The organism is Brachybacterium sp. AOP25-B2-12 (assembly GCF_052378625.1).
GTDB lineage: Bacteria > Actinomycetota > Actinomycetes > Actinomycetales > Dermabacteraceae > Brachybacterium.
The window spans coordinates 110,039-127,101 of record NZ_JBQSXW010000008.1; the positions used below are offsets into that span (position 1 = coordinate 110,039).

The following is a 17,063-nucleotide window of genomic DNA, read 5'->3' on the forward strand; positions in this document are numbered from 1 at the left end:
TACAGGCGCGATGACCTCGGCGCTCGCCGCGAGCCGGCATCGGCCTAGGCTGTATCGGTGCCCACCCCTGTCCTGCTGCTCCTCGCCGGAGTCATCGGCCTCGTGATCGGAGCGGCCGCCGCCGTGGCGTGGCTCCGCACCGACCGCCGGTCGCGCTCGGACGCGGAGCCGCCGGCACCGACCGTCCCGGAGCCCGCCGCCGAGGTGCTCTCCATCCTGTCCTCGGCCTACGTGGTCCTGGACTCCGCCGGTGACGTGCTGCGGGCCTCGCCGCTGGCCTACTCCTACGGGATCGTGCGGGCGAGCGGGTCGGACTACCCGCGCCTGGCCAACACCAAGCTCATGGAGCTGGCGAGCGACGTGGGCCGCAACGGCGGCTTCCGCGACGAGCGGATGGTCCTGCGCCGCTCGCACACCGGCGACGGCGATGCCGTGATGGACGTGCGGATGGGAGCGCTCGGCTCCCGCGGCGTCCTGCTGCTGGCCGACGACCTCACCCGCGCCGAGCGCGTGGAGGCCACCCGGCGCGACTTCGTGGCCAACGTGTCCCACGAGCTGAAGACCCCGGTCGGCGCGATCACGCTGCTGGCCGAGACGATGGAGGACGCCGCCGAGGATCCCGATGCCGTGCGGCGCTTCGCCGACCGCATGCAGGGCGAGTCCCGGCGCCTGGCCAAGCTGGTCCAGGAGATCATCGATCTCTCGCGCGTCCAGGCCACCTCCGCGCTGCCCGACGCCCAGGCCGTCGAGATCGACGACGTGGTGGCCGATGCGGTCGCCGCCAACCGCAACCTCGCCCTGGGCACGGGGATCACGGTGACCACCGGGGGCGACGAGGACCTGCGGGTCTTCGGCTCCGGGCACCGGCTGACGACCGCCCTGTCCAACCTCATCTCCAATGCGATCGCGTACTGCGAGCCCGAGACCCACATCGGGATCTCGGTGCGCCGGGACGCCGGGATGGTGGAGATCGCGGTCAAGGACCAGGGCATGGGCATCTCGCAGACCGATCTCGAGCGCATCTTCGAGCGTTTTTTCCGGGTCGACCGCGCGCGCTCGCGCGCCACCGGCGGCTCCGGGCTGGGTCTGGCGATCGTCAAGCACATCGCCTCCGACCACGGCGGGGAGGTCACGGCCTGGTCCCACGTGGGTGAGGGCTCGACGTTCACGCTCCGGCTGCCCGAGATGGGCCGGACCGGGGCGATCCCGGCCATCGCCCCCGACAACGCGGCGTCCGTCCGACAGGACGCCCTGGACCTGGAAGACTGAGCACATGACCCGCATCCTGATCGTCGAGGACGAGGAATCGTTCTCCGACCCGCTGTCGTACTCCCTGCGCAAGGAGGGCTACGAGGTCGCGATCGCCGATGACGGCACCGAGGGGCTGCGCATCTTCTCCACCCACGGCGCCGATCTCGTGCTGCTGGACCTCATGCTCCCCGGCATCAGCGGCACCGAGGTGTGCCGCGAGATCCGCCGCACCTCGAACGTCCCGGTCATCATGCTGACCGCCAAGGACGACGAGTTCGACAAGGTGCTGGGCCTCGAGCTCGGGGCCGACGACTACGTGACCAAGCCCTATTCCTCACGGGAGCTGCTGGCGCGGATCAAGGCCGTCCTGCGTCGTCGCAGCGACACCGCCGAGCTCGACGAGGACACGACCCTGGTGGCCGGCGACATCACGATGGACGTCGAGCGCCACGTCGTGACGGTGCGCGGCCAGGAGGTCGCCCTGCCGCTCAAGGAGTTCGAGCTCCTGGAGATGCTGCTGCGCAACGTCGACCGGGTGCTCACGCGCGGCCAGCTGATCGACCGGGTGTGGGGCTCGAACTACGTCGGGGACACCAAGACCCTGGACGTGCACGTCAAGCGGCTGCGCGCCAAGATCGAGCAGGACCCCCGCAACCCCGTGCACCTCGTGACCGTGCGCGGCCTGGGCTACAAGTTCGAGGTCGCCGGGCGCTGAGGGCAGAGCCCCTCTGGCGGGCCGTGCGGACCGCCGAGGTCAGCCCTGGCCGCCGTCGGAGGGCGAGGTCGAGGTGTGCGCGGTCGGGTAGTAGCCGAGCGCATCGTCCTGGACCGGGATGGTGATCGTCGTGGGCTCCTGGCCCGGGGCCGTCACGGTCAGCTGCATGACGCTGCCGGCCGGGGCCGGGACCTCGGACGCGGTGATGAGCTGCTCGCCCTCGCCGCCGATGGGCGTCACGCCGCCCGCGGGGACCTCGACGCTCGCCGAGAAGACGACCGAGCCCTCGAAGGTGCCCTCGAGCTGGGCGATGGAGGTCTCGGAGGTCTCGTTGGTGACCGTGGTCCAGACGTTGCCGTGGCCCTGCGCGTCGACGATCAGGATGGCGTTGCGCACGCCCACCCCGGTCGGGTTCGCGTTGGTGCCGTCGGCCGCCTGGTAGAAGCCGTGCGTCTGGACGGGGTTGAAGTAGGCGCATCCGGAGGCGGTCAGCGCGAAGCCGACGGCGGCGACGGACAGGGCGAGGCGGGGTCGGCGCGCGATCTTCAACGAGGTCTCCTGGCGGGGTCGCGACCGAGGTCGCGGGGACGGGACGGGGTGCCCGGGGGCACCGTCCCCAGGGTAGCGCACGCGCCGCGCACGACCCGTCCGCAGGGGCGCTCGTGCGCCCCGGTGCACGAGGGTGGCACATGTTAGCACACGTCGGTGATGCTAGACTGGCTCGGACGAAAGGGGACCAGTCACATGACTTTTGCCGTCGGCGAGACCGTTGTCTACCCGCACCACGGAGCCGCCCTCATCGAAGAGGTGAAGACCCGCACCGTCAAGGGCGAGGCACGCACCTATCTCAAGCTCAAGGTGGCGCAGGGGGATCTGACCATCGAGGTGCCGGCCGACAACGTCGACCTCGTCGGCGTCCGCGACGTCGTGGACAAGGAGGGCCTCGACGAGGTCTTCGAGGTCCTGCGCCAGCCGTACACCGAGGAGCCCACCAACTGGTCGCGCCGCTACAAGGCCAACGTCGAGAAGCTGGCCTCGGGCGACGTCAAGAAGGTCGCCGAGGTCGTGCGCGACCTGTGGCGACGGGATCAGGACCGCGGCCTCTCGGCCGGGGAGAAGCGGATGCTCGCCAAGGCCCGCCAGATCCTCGTCTCCGAGCTCGCGCTCGCGGAGAAGACCGACGAGGACAGCGCCGGGACCATCCTCGACGAGGTCCTCGCGTCCTGATCCGGCACGTCGTCCCGTCCACCTCCCGCTGATCGACACCCCAGCGTGATCACGCCCCATGCCGTCGTCCTCGCCCTCGGCGAGGACGACGCGGGCGACCTTCCGGCCCCTGCGGTGCTCCCCCTCGGAGGAGCCACGCTGCTGCAGCGCCTGCTGGGGATGCTCGCGGAGGTCGGCACCGCCCGGCCCCTCGTCCTGATCGACGCGCGGCACGCCGAGGAGATCACCCGCGCGGTCGGGGATCGCGCGACCGTGGTGGTCCACCCCGGGGATCCCGGTTCCCCCACCCTGCCCCGCCTCACAGCTCTGCGCCGTGCGGCGACGTACCTTACCGACGACGATGCACCGGTCCTGGTGCACGATGTCGCGCGGGCGCTGACGCCGGTCGAGACCGTCCGCGAGGTGCTGGCGGGCCTGACGGAGGACGTCGACGCCGTCGTGCCCGGGATCGCCGTGACCGACTCGGTCAAGCACATCTCCACGGACCCGACCCACGGCCTCCGCAACGTGGGACGCGACGGTCTCACGGCCCTGCAGTCCCCCCGCCTCCTGCGCCGCGGCGTGCTGCGCGAGGTGCTCACGGGGTCCGGGGCGGCCGGGCGTCCCGGGACGAGCCGACGACGCGACGCCGATCTCGACGGCGACGGCGGTCCGGACGACGAGATCCTCCGCGCCCAGGAGCTCGGGCATCGCGTGCGCGTGGTGCACGGGAGCCACCGCGGAGGAGCGATCGACGATCGCCTCAGCCTCTGGCGTGCGCAGATCGCCCTGGGACTGGCGCGGGACACCACGCCGCGCTGACGGGTCTCGGCATTCACCCGTTCGCGCTGAGGGGTCTCCTGATGCAACCCCGTGCGGTGACGGGTCTCGAAAATCACCCCTGCGCGCTGCGGGCTCGCGAGATCGCCTCTCCGCGTTGCCGGATCGCGAGATTCGCGGCCATGTGCATCCCGCACCGAACGGACGTGTCGGGGACGGCCGCCTGCGCGGTGCCGGTGACCGCCTCCCGTGCCGTCCGCGGGGCTCAGCCGTCCCGGCGTCGGCTCCGGCGCACGTCCCGCACCTCGCGCAGCATCCGGAGCGGCTTGGAGAACACGCGTCCGGGGAAGCTCGTGACCGAGGCGGCCGGGTCGTCGCGGAACACGCCGGCCATCCGGCGCGGCTTGGTCTGGATGCGGTCGGCGAGGTCGGGGAGGTACGCCTCGCTCACATCGAGCCGGGTCACGGCACCGCAGTGCACGCAGACGATCTGCGTGACGAACCGTCCCGCGTAGACGACCTCGTGCTCCGCATCGCGCTCGCACACGGTGCAGCGCAGGAAGCTCTCCTGGACCGCCATCATCGTCCTCTCCCCGTCCTCGCCTGCCCGTCGTCGGGTCCGGCGCACCGCACCCTCGCCGTCGTGCCCACAGCCCCCCAGCGGCGTCGCGACGGAGCGATGTCGTCGCATCCGGTGCATCAGCCTACGTCGTGTGCCTGGGGTCACCAGATGCGCGGCGCGAGCCGTCGGGACGCGACGACGTCCTGCGCCAGGAGCAGGTCCTGGGCGTAGGTGATCTTGAAGTTCGTGGCCTCGCCGCGCACCCAGGTCACCTCGAGGTCCGTGAACTGCTCGGCGCACGAGGCCGTGTCGGTGCCCACGAAGTCGTCCCGGGCGGCGGCCTCATAGGCGTCGAGGATCGTCGGGGCATCGAATCCCTGCGGGGTCTGGACCCTCAGCAGGCGGCCGCGGTCCGCCGCCCCACCCGCGAGCAGACCGTCGCCGTCCAGCGCCGCGAGATCGCGTGCCGGGATCCCGGGCACCGCGCCGCCGTGCTCGAGCGCCGCATGGAGGACGGAGGCCACCAGCCCCCGGGAGACCAGCGGGCGGGCGGCGTCGTGGATGAGCACGGTGCTCACGACCCCCGCGTCGATCCGGTCCGCGAGGTGGCGCAGGGCCAGCAGCTCCGACTCCTGGCGGGTGGCGCCCCCCGCGATCACCTCGACCCGCTGACGCATGCCCCGATCGACCACGAACTCGGCATGGGCGCGGTCCTCGGGACGCACCACGAAGACGAGCGGGCCGATGCCCTCGACCGCCCCCATGGTCGCGAGGGACCAGCCGGCGATCGCGCGGCCGCCCAGCGGCAGGAACGCCTTGTTGATCCCCGCGCCGAGCCGGCTCCCCGTCCCCCCTGCCAGCACGATCCCGGCCGCGACGGGCTGCGGCGGAGGCGTCGTGCGCCGTCGGCGAGGGGGATTCACCCGGTCATCCTACTGAGCACCGCGGCGGGCCCGGAGGGACGGCGGCGGGGCCCGACCGGCCGTCCTGGACGTCCCTGGTGGCTCCCGAGTCCGCGTGGGATGATCGTGGGTCGGACCGGCGGCAGCGAACGCCGCCGGACGAGAGCACGTGCCGCGCGAGGGATCCGCGGCCGGGAAGGAACAGGGATGCGCACAGTCGCCATCGTGTGTGGAGCAGGGGTGGCCACCTCCGCTCTGATCGCGGCCAAGGTCCGCGAGCACCTGGCAGGACGTCGCGACCCCGTCCACGTCATCCAGGCCACCGTCATGGACCTCCTCTCCCCCGACTTCACGGCGGACCTCGTCGTCTCCACCGTCGAGATCCCCGCCGCGCTGGGCATCCCCGTCGTCTCCGGCATGCCGCTCCTGCTGCAGACCTCCCCCGAGGTCACCTTCGACGGCGTCGACCGCCTGCTGGACCGCCTCGACGCCGAGGGCACCGCGTGACGCCTCTCCCCCGCGTGGGGATCGGCACGGACGTCCACGCCTTCGCCGCCGAGGGCTCCGACCGCGAGCTGTGGGTCGCAGGACTGCGCTGGCCCGGCGAGCGTCCCCTGGACGGGCACTCCGACGGCGACGTCGCCGCGCACGCCGCCTGCGACGCGCTGCTGTCGGCCGCGGGACTGGGCGACCTCGGCTCCCGCTTCGGCACCGACCGTCCCGAATGGGCGGGGGCCTCCGGGGCGGCGCTGCTCGGCGAGACCGCACGGATCCTGCGGGATGCCGGGTTCGAGATCGGCAACGTCGCGATCCAGGTGATCGGCAACCGCCCCCGCCTGTCGACCCGCCGCGAGGACGCCGTCGCGGCGCTGACCTCCGCCCTGGGAGCTCCCGTGAGCCTCTCGGGCACCACCACCGACGGGCTGGGCCTGACCGGGCGCGGCGAGGGGCTCGCCGCGATCGCGACCGCGCTCGTCCTCGACGTCCCCACCCCCGGCCCCACGCATCAGGAGCACGCAGCATGAGCGCAGCCACGGACCACGGCACCGCGACCCCTGCGGGCGCCGGCGAGCAGGGCCCCGCCACCCCGTCCGCCCCCGCACCGGGCACGACGGCGACCCACACCGCGGCCGACGTCGATGCCGCCCGTGGCCGCCTGGCCGGGATCGTGCGCCGCACCCCCGTCCAGCTGTGCGAACGGCTGTCGGAGATCGCCGGGGTGCCCGTGTGGCTCAAGCGCGAGGACCTCCAGGCGGTCCGCTCCTACAAGATCCGCGGCGCCTACCTCTTCCTCTCCGGCCTCGACGAGGACGCACGGTCCGCCGGCGTCGTCGCCGCCAGCGCCGGCAACCACGCCCAGGGCGTCGCCTACGCCTGCCGCGCCCTCGGGATCGACGGCCGCATCTACGTGCCCGGCACGACGCCCCGCCAGAAGCGCGAGCGCATCGTCGCGCTCGGCGGCGACCGTGTGCGCCTGATCCTCATCGGCGAGACCTTCGACGATGCGGCGGCTGCCGCGGCCGCCGACGCCGAGAGCACCGGCGCCACGATCGTCCCGCCCTTCGACTCCCCCGTCGTGATGGCCGGTCAGGGCACCGTGATCGCCGAGGCCGTCGAACAGCTCCGCGAGGACCACGGCCGTGACGTCTCCACCGTGGTGCTCCCCGTGGGCGGCGGCGGGCTGCTCGGCGGGAGCCTCACCTGGCTGCGCGAGCGGGCACCGGAGCTGCGGGTCATCGGCGTCGAGCCCGCGGGCGCGGTGTCGATGGCCGCGGCCGTCCGGGCCGGGCACCCCGTCACGCTGCACGAGATGGAGCGCTTCGTCGACGGCGCCGCCGTGCGGCGGATCGGCGCGCACCCCCTCGAGGTGGTCCTCGAGGCCCGCCCCGCGCTCGTGGCCGTCGACGAGGGCGCCGTGTGCACCGAGATGCTCGACCTGTACCAGACCGACGGCATCATCGCCGAACCCGCCGGGGCCCTCGCGGCCTCCGCCGTCGCCGTCGGCTCCGTGACCGCCCGCGAGGACGAGACGGGGATCCTGGTGGTGCTCTCGGGCGGGAACAACGACGTGTCCCGGTACAACGAGGTCGTCGAGCGGTCCCTCGTGCACCAGGGCCTCAAGCACTACTTCCTGGTGACCTTCCCGCAGGAGCCGGGCGCTCTGCGACGGTTCCTGGACCAGATGCTCGGCCCCGACGACGACATCGTCCTCTTCGACTACATCAAGCGGAACAACCGCGACGCCGGTCCGGCGCTCGTGGGCCTCGAGATCGGCGCCCCCGAGAACCTCGAGCCGCTGCTGGCGCGGATGGCCGCGTCCAACATGGAGATCGAGCGCATCGACCCCGCCGGGCCGATGTACCGCTACCTGACCTGAGGGGCCGGGCCGCGGAGCGGGGTCGAGTCCAGGGTCCGGCCGCGGGTCGAGTTCCGGGCCGGATCCTGGTCCCATGGAGGGTCGGGCCCAGGGGCCGGCCCCCGCTCCCGCGGACGGCACCTCGTCCCGGGACGGGCACTGACCGCCCCTCCCGGCCACCGACACGCACGGGGCCGGACCGAGCTGCGTCGATCCGGCCCCGTGGGGGCTGGCGATGGTGCTTCAGGGCTCAGGCGGAGGTCGCCTCCGGCGTGCCGCGGCGTGCGGCGACGGCGGACTCGACGATGTCGTCCAGGGACTTGCTGCTGGACCAGCCCAGGGTCTCGCGGATCCGGTCGGTCGAGCACACCAGCTTGGCGGGGTCGCCCGGTCGGCGGGGGCCGATCTCCGGCACGATCTCCTCACCGAGCGCCCGCGACAGGGCCGCGATGACGTCGAGCACGCTCGATCCCGTGCCCGTGCCGACGTTGAACACCCGGTAGGGCCGCTCCTCGCCGCGCAGGTAGTCCAGCGCCGAGATGTGCGCCTCGGCGAGGTCGACCACGTGCACGTAGTCGCGGATGCAGGTGCCGTCGGGGGTGTCGTAGTCCTCGCCGAAGACGATGGGCTTCTTCCCCTTGTCGAGCGCGTCGAGCACGATCGGCACGAGGTTCATGACCTGGGTGTCCGCGAGATCCGGCCAGCCGGTGCCGGCGACGTTGAAGTAGCGCAGCGCGACGGTGCGCAGGTCGTGGGCGCGCTCGGCGTCGGCCAGCATCCACTCGCCCACGAGCTTGGTCTCGCCGTAGGGGTTGATGGGCGCCGGGATGAGCTCCTCGGTCACGAGGTCCACGTCCGGCACGCCGTACACCGCGGCGGAGGAGGAGAACACGACGTCGCGGACGCCCGCGGACGCGCAGGCGGCGAGGACGTTGGCCAGACCCGCGATGTTGTCGTGCCAGTACAGCTCGGGCTTGGCGACGCTCTCGCCGACCTGCTTGTGTGCGGCGAAGTGGATCACCGAGTCCGCACCGGAGGCATGGAGATGGAAGGCGAGCTTGTCCTGGGCATCGGGCAGGGTCACGTCGAGCTCGACGAGGTCTGCGCCGCGGGCGCGCTCGGCGAACCCGGTGGAGAGGTCGTCCACGACCACCACGTGCTCACCTCGCTCCACGAGCAGGCGCACCACGTGCGATCCGATATACCCGGCACCACCGATCACGAGAGTCGTCATGACGCCAGCGTAGCGTCCGCCCGCCGAGCGCCCGGCCTGCACCAGAAGACGGCCACGTCCCGAACTGCACGTGCCGGGCTTTGAGGCTGGGGGGATCGGAGGACGCGCGGACGATGGGAACCTGGGCGCTCGGACGCCGTGTACACGAACCGGCGTCAGGTGCAAGGACGACGTCACCGGCGCAGCCGTACCTGCACAGGACGCCGACTCGTGCTCACCCCGCCACCGACCCTCACCCCACGCCGGGGCCGGAGGGTGTCGGGGCGGCCGTCAGCTCCAGGAGGTCGCGACCGGGCGGCCCTCGGCGAAGCCCGCGGCGCTCTGGAGGCCGATGACGGCACGGTCGCGGAAGGCCGCGAGGTCCTCGGCACCGGCGTAGGTGCACGAGGAGCGGACCCCGGCCGTGATGGAGTCCAGCAGGTCCTCGACGCTGCCCGCGCCGTCCGCGAGGTACATGTGCGAGGTGGAGATGCCCTCCTCGAACAGGGACTTGCGCGCTCGGGAGAAGGCATCCTCCGCGGCGGTGCGGGAGGAGACGGCGCGCTTGGAGGCCATCCCGAAGTTCTCCTTGTACTTCCGTCCGGCCTCGTCGACGTGCAGATCCCCCGGGGACTCGAAGGTCCCCGCGAACCACGAGCCGATCATGACGTTGGAGGCCCCGGCGGCGAGGGCGAGGGCGACGTCGCGCGGGTGGCGCACCCCGCCGTCGGCCCACACGTGCCCGCCCAGCTCGCGGGCGGCCGTCGAGCACTCCAGGACGGCCGAGAACTGGGGCCTGCCCACGCCGGTCATCATGCGGGTGGTGCACATCGCACCGGGCCCCACGCCCACCTTCACGATGTCCGCTCCCGCGTCGAGGAGCTCGCGGGTGCCCTCCGCCGTGACGACGTTCCCGGCGACGAGCCGCACGGGGGTCGATCCCGCGGGTCCGAGCTCCGTCCGCACGGACCGCAGCGCCTCGATCATCCGCTCCTGGTGACCGTGGGCGGTGTCCAGGACGATGACGTCGGCTCCGGCGTCCACGAGGGCGCGCGTGCGGGTGACGACGTCGGCGTTGATCCCGACGGCGACGGCGACCCGCAGGGCGCCGGCCGCATCGAGGGCCGGGGTGTAGATGGTCGAGCGCAGCACGCCGCGCGCGGTGAGGACCCCGCGCAGCGTGCCGTCGCCCTCGAGGACGAGCGCCACCTCGTGCGCCGTGGCGCCGATGCGCGCGTGCACGGCGGCGGGGTCGCCCGCCGCCTCCTGGGGGCTGAGGGTGAGCGGGTCCGCGAGGAGCACCTCGGAGACGGCGGTGAAGGCGTCGCGTCCCTCGAGCTCCTGCTCCGAGACGATCCCGAGGGGACGGCGGTCCGCATCGACGACCACCACGATCCCGTGCGGACGCTTGGGCAGCAGCGCCCGGGCCTGGCCGACGGTCCCGGTCGGCGCGAGGGTCAGGGGGTGGTCGACGAGCACGTCCCGTGTCTTGACCGAGCGCACCGTGTCCACGAGCCGTTCGAGCGGGAGATCCTGCGGCAGGACCGCCAGCCCGCCGCGTCGCGCCATCACCTCTGCCATGCGCCGTCCGGACACCGCCGTCATGTTCGCCGCGACGAGCGGCACCGTGGTGCCCGTTCTGTCGTCCGTGGCGAGGTCCACATCGAAGCGGGAGGTGACGGCGGAGCGCGACGGCAGGAAGAAGCAGTCGTCGTAGGTGAGGTCCGTGGCGGGGGTGTGGATCAGGCGCATGGGTCCAGGTTACGGCGCTGTGCGGCGACCCCGGGGGTGTCCCGTCGGCCTCTCGGGAGCCGCAGTGATCCAGGTCGCGGGCACGCGACGTCCGCATCGCGCACACGGAATCTCCACGGAGCTGCGGGGGTCGATGGAGGTCGCGTCCGTAGGATGACCCGCATGACGGAGCACAACCCTGCCCGCAAGCGCCCCCGTGCGCGTCGGGGCCGGCACATGGCACGCCCGGCGAACCGTCCCGCTCCGCCCAGCGCGGAGGCGGGGCAGACGGCGCGCGCCTGGACGTTCGGCGACCTGCGTCCCACGGACGATGACGCCGCACCGCGCGAGGCGACGACGGGACGACCTCTCGCGGGAGGCACGTCGTCCGGAACGGCTGCGGCCGGCGGCGCAGGCGCGGCGACCGGCGGCGCAGCCGCCGGAGCCGGGGCTCGCAGGGCCGCCACGGGCGGGGCCGTCGCCGGGGCCGCCGCTGGTGCGCTGGCCGGCAGCGCCGCCGCGGCCGGTGCCGCACGACGACGGGCCGCCGAGCCCGGGGCCGACGACATCGATCGCACCCGAGCCCTACCCGCCGCGGACCCCGAGGCGACACAGGCCATGCCCCGTGTGCAGGATGCGCCGGGCGCAGCCGCGGACACGGCGTCCGCCCAGGCGTCACGTGCCCCCAGCCACCGCCGCGAGATCGCGCCCGGCACCGACCCGGCCACCGTGTCCGATGCTCCGGACGCCTGGTCCGGGACCGCCGCCGCCGACGACGCCCCGGCCGAGGGACCCGTCCACCACGTCGCCGGAGGCGCCCGGTCCGCCGAGCCCGTGCGCGTCGCCGGGTCCGGGGGATCGCGCGCCGCACGGGACACATCCCGTGGATCCGTCGCCGACGGGACGGCCGCCTCGACCGCCTCCGAGCCGGAGACCGAGGCCTCCTCGTCGGCAGCCGCCTCCGCACGCGGTCGACGCCGTGCGCAGCCCGCCCAGGGCTCCCTGCCCAAGGCGATGGGCTGGACAGCGCTGACCGCGCTGATCCCGGGAGTCGGCCTGCTGACCACCCGGCTCCGCGCCCTCGGGATCGCGCTGCTGGCCGTGCTGGCCGTCTGCGTGATCGGCGGGGTCGCCTGGGCCGCCACCGCCGATGAGCCGCAGATGACCCTGCTGCGCCTGGCCACCAAGCGCAACGTCATCATCGGGCTGCTCGTCGCCGCGGTCGCCGTGGGACTGATCTGGATCCTGCAGATCGCCCTCACCAACATCGCCCAGAACACCCGCGAACGTCTCCGCGGTGGACGCAGGGTCGCCTCGGGCGTCCTCGCCGCCGTGCTCGTCGTCGCCTCGGCGGCGCCGTTCGCCTTCGGCGCCCAGGCGCTCTACTCCGCCCAGGGCCTCCTGGGCAACCACACGGTCTTCGGCGGATCCGCCACCGACGAGAAGATCGCCGAGGGCACCGATCCGTGGAAGGACACCCCGCGCCTGAACGTGCTGATGCTCGGCCAGGACGCCGGAGCGGACCGCACCGGCACCCGGCCCGACACGATCATGGTCGCCTCGATCGACACGAAGTCCGGGAAGACCGCCCTCTTCTCGATCCCCCGGAACCTCACCTACGTGCGCTTCCCCGAGGGGACCCCCGAGGCCAAGGCCTTCCCCGACGGCTTCACCGCCTACGGGACCAACGAGAACCTCATCAACGCGGTGTGGTCCTGGGCCGAGGACAACAAGGACCTGTTCCCCGGGGATCCCAACCCTGGCCTCACCGCCACCAAGCACGCGGTCGAGGAGACCCTCGGGCTCACGCTGGACTACTACGCGATGGTGAACCTGCAGGGGTTCTCCGACCTGGTCGACGCGATCCACGGGGTCGACATCAACGTCGAGCGCCGCATCCCGATCGGCGGCGGCCACAACCAGGCCACCGGCGGCAAGTACCCGATCACCGGATGGATCGAGCCGGGCGAGCAGCACCTCGACGGCTATCACGCCCTGTGGTACGCCCGGTCCCGCGAGGGCTCGGACGACAACGACCGCATGTGCCGCCAGCAGCGCATGATCCGGATCGTCACCGAGGAGGCGGACCCCCTGACCCTGGCGGGCGCCTTCCCGCAGCTCGTGACCGCCACGGAGCAGAACATCGAGACGGACATCCCCGCGGACCGGCTCGACGCCTTCGTGGACCTCGCGCAGCGCGTCAAGACCGGCGGCTTCCAGTCCTATCCGCTGTCCCGCGAGGTCGACGCCCCGGGCGCGGACAACTGGTCGAAGTTCGGCCACCCGGACTGGGACTTCACCAAGCAGTGGGTCCAGGACTCCATCACCGCCTCGATGCAGACCGATGGTGCGGTCTCGGTCAAGGGCGAGACCCCGGCCGCCGCAGAGACGCCCGCCGAGGCGGCACCGACCACCGAGGCTCCGACGACCGCCGCTCCCACTACCGAGGCGCCCGCCTCGGAGGAGCCGTCGGCGGCGCCGACCACCGAGGCACCCGCCGACCCGCTCGCGGCCTGCATGCCCAAGGCCTGAGCACCCGTCCGGACGGACGACGGCCCGGCACCCCTGCGAGGGTGCCGGGCCGTCGTGCGTCCGGGCGCTGTCAGTCGGTGAGCTGCAGCAGGGCGTTCTCGATGAGCTCGGGCAGCGCCGGGTGGATCCAGTACTGGGTGCGCGCGATGTCCGCGGGCGTCTGGCCCAGGCTCATGGCCTGGATGATCGGCTGGATCAGCACCGTGGCCTCGGGGCCGATGATGTGACAGCCCAGGATCTCGCCGCTGTCGGCATCGGCGATCAGCTTGGCGAAGGACGTGGTGTCCTCCAGAGCCCAGCCGAAGGCGATCCCGGAGTAGTCCTGGTGCGCCACCCGCAGGCGGCGGCCGGTGGCGCGCGCCTGCGCCTCGGTGAGGCCGACGCCTGCGACCTGCGGCTCGCCGAAGATCCCGTGCGGGATGGGCATGGTGTCGCTGCGCCAGAGGTCCTCGGGGTGCAGGACGTTGTGCCGCAGGATCCGCAGCTCGTGGTTGGCGACGTGCTTGAGCTGCTCGGGCGAGGAGAGGTCGCCGAAGGCCCAGACGCCGTCGAGCACCTCGCCGCCCTCTGCCAGCACCCTCTGATGGCCGTCGACGCGCACCCGCCCGGCGTCATCGACCGCGATGCCTCCGGCTTGGACGTGCAGGAGGTCGCTGTTGGGCCGGCGCCCGAGGGCCACGAGCAGCTCCTCGGCCTCGATCACGCGCTGGGCGCCGTCCTGCTCGCCGGTGATGGTCACGCCCTCGGCCGTCCGACGGACGGAGCGGGCCGCGAAGCCCGTCACGACGGTGCACCGCTCGCGGGTCACCTCGGTGTACGTCCGCGAGACGTCCTCGTCCTCGTGACGCAGCAGCGTGTCGGAGCGGGCGATGATCGTGACGTCCACGCCGAGGGCGGACAGGATGTGGGCGAACTCCGCGGCGATGACGCCCGAGCCGAGGATCGCGAGGGAGGCCGGGAGGCGGTCGACCCGCATCACGGTGTCCGAGGTCAGCGGCTGCGCCTCGACGAGCCCGTCGATCGCCTCGGGCAGCGTGGGCCGGGAGCCCGCACCCAGCACGACGGTGTCGGCGGTGACCTGCTCGGTGCCGCCGTCCCGCAGTCGGACCGCGAAGGACTTGGGGCCCGTGAAGCGGGCGGTGCCGCGCAGGAGGGTGAGGTTCGCGTTGTCGGCGTGGTTCTCGCGGTACTCCAGCCCGCCCTGGGAGATGGGGTCGATGCGCCCGAAGATCCGGTCGCGGATCGCCGGCCAGTCGACGCCCTGGAAGGTCTCGTGGACGCCGAAGCGGGCGGCATCCCGCGGAGTATCCGCGACGTCCGCGGTGTGGACGAACATCTTGGTGGGGATGCACCCGAGGTTCAGGCAGGTCCCGCCGAACACGTGGTCGGGGCCCACGCCGCGGTCGATGTAGACGATGGAGCGGTCGGCGAACTCGGGACCGGGGAAGGAGTTCCCGGAACCGGAGCCGATGAGGGCGATGTCGTAGTGGGTCACCCCCGCAGGCTACGCTGCCACCATGGTGCCCAGCAGGAGGCCTCCCGCTGCGCAGAGGGTCCCGGCCACGAGCATCCCGGCGGCGTTGACGACGGCCGCTCCGACGCGGCGCTCGCGCAGCAGCGACACCGTCTCGAAGCTCGCCGTGGAGAAGGTGGTGTAGCCGCCGCAGAACCCCGCGCCCACCACGAGGGCGGCGTTCTCGTCCAGCAGGGCGCTCGCGGCCAGCCCCGAGGCCAGGCCCAGGACGAAGGAGCCGCTGAGGTTGATGACGAGCGTGCCCCACGGCAGGGTCACCGCGGGGCGCTCGGCGGTGCGGGCGCGCACGACGCCGTCGACGACCATCCGGCAGCCCGCCCCGATCCCGCCGGCGAGCGCGAGGGCGAGGAACACCAGCGGGCTCATGCGGCGTCCCCGTCGGCCCGCGGGACGAGCCCCGCGACGAGGATCCCGGCGCCGGTCGCGACGAGCCCGAGGATCACGCTGCCCACCCCGTAGACGAGGGCGATGCCCGGGTGCCCCGCTCCGGCCGCGGCGGTGACGGCCAGCGACAGCGCGCTGTAGGAGGTGTAGCCGCCGATCACCCCGGTGCCCACGAACAGCCGCAGGGCCCGCCGCAGGCCCGCGTCGGGGCCGCGCCGCGCGAGCGCCTCCAGGAGCATGCCCAGCACGAAGGCCCCGGAGAGGTTGCAGGCCAGCAGCGCCCAGGGGATGCCCGCCGCGGGCGGCACGGTGAGGGTCAGCGCCTCGCGCAGGGCCGTGCCGATCACCCCGCCCGCGACCACCAGGCCGATGGCCCCGGGGCGCAGGTGCAGGGGGCGCGGGGGCCTCGCCGATGCTGTGGTCACGTGCGGCCTCCTCCGACCTCCGGGTGCATCGAGCATTCAAGCACTGTGCGGGACCGGTGCGGGGAGACCCTGCGCACCAGGGGCGTGCGAGCCGTTCCCCTCGGGGCGGGCGGCCCCTAGGGTGGGCGGTGCGCGGGAACGCCGCGCAGGCACGCGGGACGACCCGCGCGACCGCGATCCACCGGGGACGGCTCCACGAGGAGATCGTCATGCAGTCCGTGCTCCGCCCGGTCCTCGCACCCGCCGCCCTCGCCCGCGCCGCCCTCGGCTGGCTCGCGTGGGTTCTCGTCCTGGTGGCGGCCCCGCTCCTGGCACCGCCGCTGGGTCCGCTCGCGCTGGGGATCGGCCTGGTGGGGATCATCGCCGTGATCCTCGTGTGCGCCGGCGGCGTGGTCACGCAGGCCGAGGCGCTGGCCCATCGGCTCGGCGACCCGTACGGCACCCTGGTGCTCACGCTGTCGATCGTCCTCATCGAGGTGGTGCTCATCTCGGCGGTCCTGCTGGGGCCCGCCGACCTTCCCGCCATCGCCCGGGATTCGGTGATGGCCGTCGCGATGATCATCCTGAACCTCGTCATCGGCCTCGCCCTCCTGCTGGGTGGGATCCGCCATGGGGACCTGGCCCACGAGCGCACGGGCACCTCGGCATACCTGGTGCTGCTGCTGGTCCTGTCCACGATCACCTTCGCCCTGCCCCTCGTGATCGGCACCGGGGGCACCTATGGGCCGGGCCAGGCCGTCGTCGTCGCGGTGCTCACGCTGGGGCTGTACGCCGTGTTCCTGGTGCGCCAGACAGGGGCCCAGGCGGCGGACTTCCGCGAGGTGGTCGGCAGCGGCGCGACCCCGGCACGGATCGACGGCGAGCCCGCGACGGAGGCGCGGCCTGCCGGCGGGGGCGCGTCCGGGATCGGCACGAGGACCGACGCGATGGCCGATGCCGGCGCCAGTGCCGGTGCCAGCGCCAGTGCGAGCGCGGATGCCGATGCCGGCATCGGCGCGATCGTCGCGGCCCATCGCGGTGAGATCCTCGCGCGCGGCGGTCTCCTCGTCGCCACGGTGCTGCCCATCGTGCTGCTGTCCCACGTCCTGGCCTCGCTGCTGGACGATGCCCTGGGTCGCCTCGATGCGCCGCCGGCGCTCGCCGGGGCGATCATCGCCGGGATCGTGTTCCTGCCCGAGTCGATCACCGCGGTGCGGGCGGCGCTGGCCGGAGAGATCCAGCGGGTCGTCAACCTGTGCCACGGCGCGCTCGTGTCGACGGTGGGACTCACCGTCCCGGCGGTGCTCGTGATCGGGCTGCTGACCGGCAGCACGGTGGTCCTCGGCGAGGCACCCGCCCAGCTGCTCCTGCTGGGGGTCGCGCTCGCCGTGTCGATCGTGACGTTCTCGGCTCCCCGGGTGACCACGCTGCACGGGGCCGCGCACCTCGTGGTGTTCGGGCTGTACGGCCTCGTGCTGTTCTCGTGAGGCCCC

The 17,063-nt window shown here is 73.2% G+C and carries 17 protein-coding genes; 9 read left to right on the forward strand and 8 right to left on the reverse strand.

The features are described from left to right. Nucleotides 1-57 precede the first annotated feature (57 nt). Complete coding sequence (locus ACT3TZ_RS07980; RefSeq protein WP_444582869.1) at nt 58-1,269, forward strand: sensor histidine kinase; 1,212 nt, start codon at nt 58-60, stop codon at nt 1,267-1,269. Nucleotides 1,270-1,273: 4 nt separating this feature from the next. Next, nucleotides 1,274-1,966 (forward strand): response regulator, encoded by a 693-nt coding sequence (locus ACT3TZ_RS07985; protein WP_444582870.1) that lies wholly within the window; start codon nt 1,274-1,276, stop codon nt 1,964-1,966. 39 nt (nt 1,967-2,005) lie between these two features. On the opposite strand, the gene ACT3TZ_RS07990 is transcribed toward ACT3TZ_RS07985, so the two are convergent. Beyond that, nucleotides 2,006-2,515 (reverse strand): hypothetical protein, encoded by a 510-nt coding sequence (locus tag ACT3TZ_RS07990; protein WP_444582871.1) that lies wholly within the window; start codon nt 2,513-2,515, stop codon nt 2,006-2,008. A gap of 195 nt (nt 2,516-2,710) precedes the next feature. Here ACT3TZ_RS07990 and ACT3TZ_RS07995 point away from each other — a divergent pair, with 195 nt between their 5' ends. After that, the gene (locus ACT3TZ_RS07995; protein WP_444582872.1) at nt 2,711-3,193 is read left to right on the forward strand and encodes a CarD family transcriptional regulator; all 483 of its coding nucleotides are present in this window, start codon (nt 2,711-2,713) and stop codon (nt 3,191-3,193) included. Between the two features lie 45 nt (nt 3,194-3,238). Continuing rightward, the gene (locus tag ACT3TZ_RS08000) at nt 3,239-3,994 is read left to right on the forward strand and encodes an IspD/TarI family cytidylyltransferase (protein ID WP_444582873.1); all 756 of its coding nucleotides are present in this window, start codon (nt 3,239-3,241) and stop codon (nt 3,992-3,994) included. A 223-nt stretch (nt 3,995-4,217) separates the two neighbouring features. Here ACT3TZ_RS08000 and ACT3TZ_RS08005 read toward each other — a convergent pair whose 3' ends face one another. Next, nucleotides 4,218-4,535 (reverse strand): hypothetical protein, encoded by a 318-nt coding sequence (locus ACT3TZ_RS08005; protein ID WP_444582874.1) that lies wholly within the window; start codon nt 4,533-4,535, stop codon nt 4,218-4,220. Nucleotides 4,536-4,675: 140 nt separating this feature from the next. Continuing rightward, nucleotides 4,676-5,437 (reverse strand): IspD/TarI family cytidylyltransferase, encoded by a 762-nt coding sequence (locus ACT3TZ_RS08010; protein ID WP_444582875.1) that lies wholly within the window; start codon nt 5,435-5,437, stop codon nt 4,676-4,678. A 186-nt stretch (nt 5,438-5,623) separates the two neighbouring features. Here ACT3TZ_RS08010 and ACT3TZ_RS08015 point away from each other — a divergent pair, with 186 nt between their 5' ends. Genes ACT3TZ_RS08015 through ilvA form a run of 3 tightly spaced genes read left to right on the forward strand, consistent with a single transcriptional unit; the run spans nt 5,624 to nt 7,793 of the window. Then, the gene (locus ACT3TZ_RS08015) at nt 5,624-5,923 is read left to right on the forward strand and encodes a PTS sugar transporter subunit IIB (RefSeq protein ID WP_444582876.1); all 300 of its coding nucleotides are present in this window, start codon (nt 5,624-5,626) and stop codon (nt 5,921-5,923) included. Then, nucleotides 5,920-6,441 carry a 2-C-methyl-D-erythritol 2,4-cyclodiphosphate synthase gene (gene ispF / locus ACT3TZ_RS08020; protein WP_444582877.1) on the forward strand — a complete coding sequence of 174 codons (522 nt, stop codon included), beginning with the start codon at nt 5,920-5,922 and terminating at the stop codon, nt 6,439-6,441. The genes ACT3TZ_RS08015 and ispF overlap by 4 nt, the downstream gene beginning before the upstream one ends. Then, nucleotides 6,438-7,793 carry a threonine ammonia-lyase IlvA gene (gene ilvA, locus ACT3TZ_RS08025; protein ID WP_444582878.1) on the forward strand — a complete coding sequence of 452 codons (1,356 nt, stop codon included), beginning with the start codon at nt 6,438-6,440 and terminating at the stop codon, nt 7,791-7,793. The genes ispF and ilvA overlap by 4 nt, the downstream gene beginning before the upstream one ends. A gap of 229 nt (nt 7,794-8,022) precedes the next feature. Here ilvA and galE read toward each other — a convergent pair whose 3' ends face one another. Together galE and ACT3TZ_RS08035 are read right to left on the reverse strand one after the other, a co-directional pair. Continuing rightward, nucleotides 8,023-9,006 carry a UDP-glucose 4-epimerase GalE gene (gene galE / locus ACT3TZ_RS08030; RefSeq protein ID WP_444582879.1) on the reverse strand — a complete coding sequence of 328 codons (984 nt, stop codon included), beginning with the start codon at nt 9,004-9,006 and terminating at the stop codon, nt 8,023-8,025. Nucleotides 9,007-9,276: 270 nt separating this feature from the next. Continuing rightward, nucleotides 9,277-10,737 (reverse strand): GuaB1 family IMP dehydrogenase-related protein, encoded by a 1,461-nt coding sequence (locus tag ACT3TZ_RS08035; RefSeq protein WP_444582880.1) that lies wholly within the window; start codon nt 10,735-10,737, stop codon nt 9,277-9,279. A 162-nt stretch (nt 10,738-10,899) separates the two neighbouring features. On the opposite strand from ACT3TZ_RS08035, the gene ACT3TZ_RS08040 reads away from it, so the two are divergent. Next, nucleotides 10,900-13,248, forward strand: a complete 2,349-nt coding sequence (locus ACT3TZ_RS08040) for an LCP family protein (RefSeq protein ID WP_444582881.1) — start codon at nt 10,900-10,902, stop codon at nt 13,246-13,248. Between the two features lie 70 nt (nt 13,249-13,318). Here the strand turns inward: ACT3TZ_RS08040 and ACT3TZ_RS08045 are convergent, their stop codons facing one another. Genes ACT3TZ_RS08045 through ACT3TZ_RS08055 form a run of 3 tightly spaced genes read right to left on the reverse strand, consistent with a single transcriptional unit; the run spans nt 13,319 to nt 15,591 of the window. Next, entirely contained in the window at nt 13,319-14,743 is a 1,425-nt protein-coding gene (locus tag ACT3TZ_RS08045; RefSeq protein ID WP_444582882.1) for a mycothione reductase, read from the reverse strand. Nucleotides 14,744-14,752: 9 nt separating this feature from the next. Beyond that, entirely contained in the window at nt 14,753-15,148 is a 396-nt protein-coding gene (gene crcB / locus ACT3TZ_RS08050) for a fluoride efflux transporter CrcB (protein ID WP_444582883.1), read from the reverse strand. Next, nucleotides 15,145-15,591, reverse strand: coding sequence for a fluoride efflux transporter FluC (locus tag ACT3TZ_RS08055; RefSeq protein ID WP_444582884.1), 447 nt, complete (start codon nt 15,589-15,591; stop codon nt 15,145-15,147). Before ACT3TZ_RS08055 ends, crcB begins: the two co-directional genes overlap by 4 nt. A gap of 209 nt (nt 15,592-15,800) precedes the next feature. On the opposite strand from ACT3TZ_RS08055, the gene ACT3TZ_RS08060 reads away from it, so the two are divergent. Then, nucleotides 15,801-17,057 (forward strand): calcium:proton antiporter, encoded by a 1,257-nt coding sequence (locus tag ACT3TZ_RS08060; RefSeq protein ID WP_444582885.1) that lies wholly within the window; start codon nt 15,801-15,803, stop codon nt 17,055-17,057. The last annotated feature ends 6 nt before the right edge of the window (nt 17,058-17,063 follow it).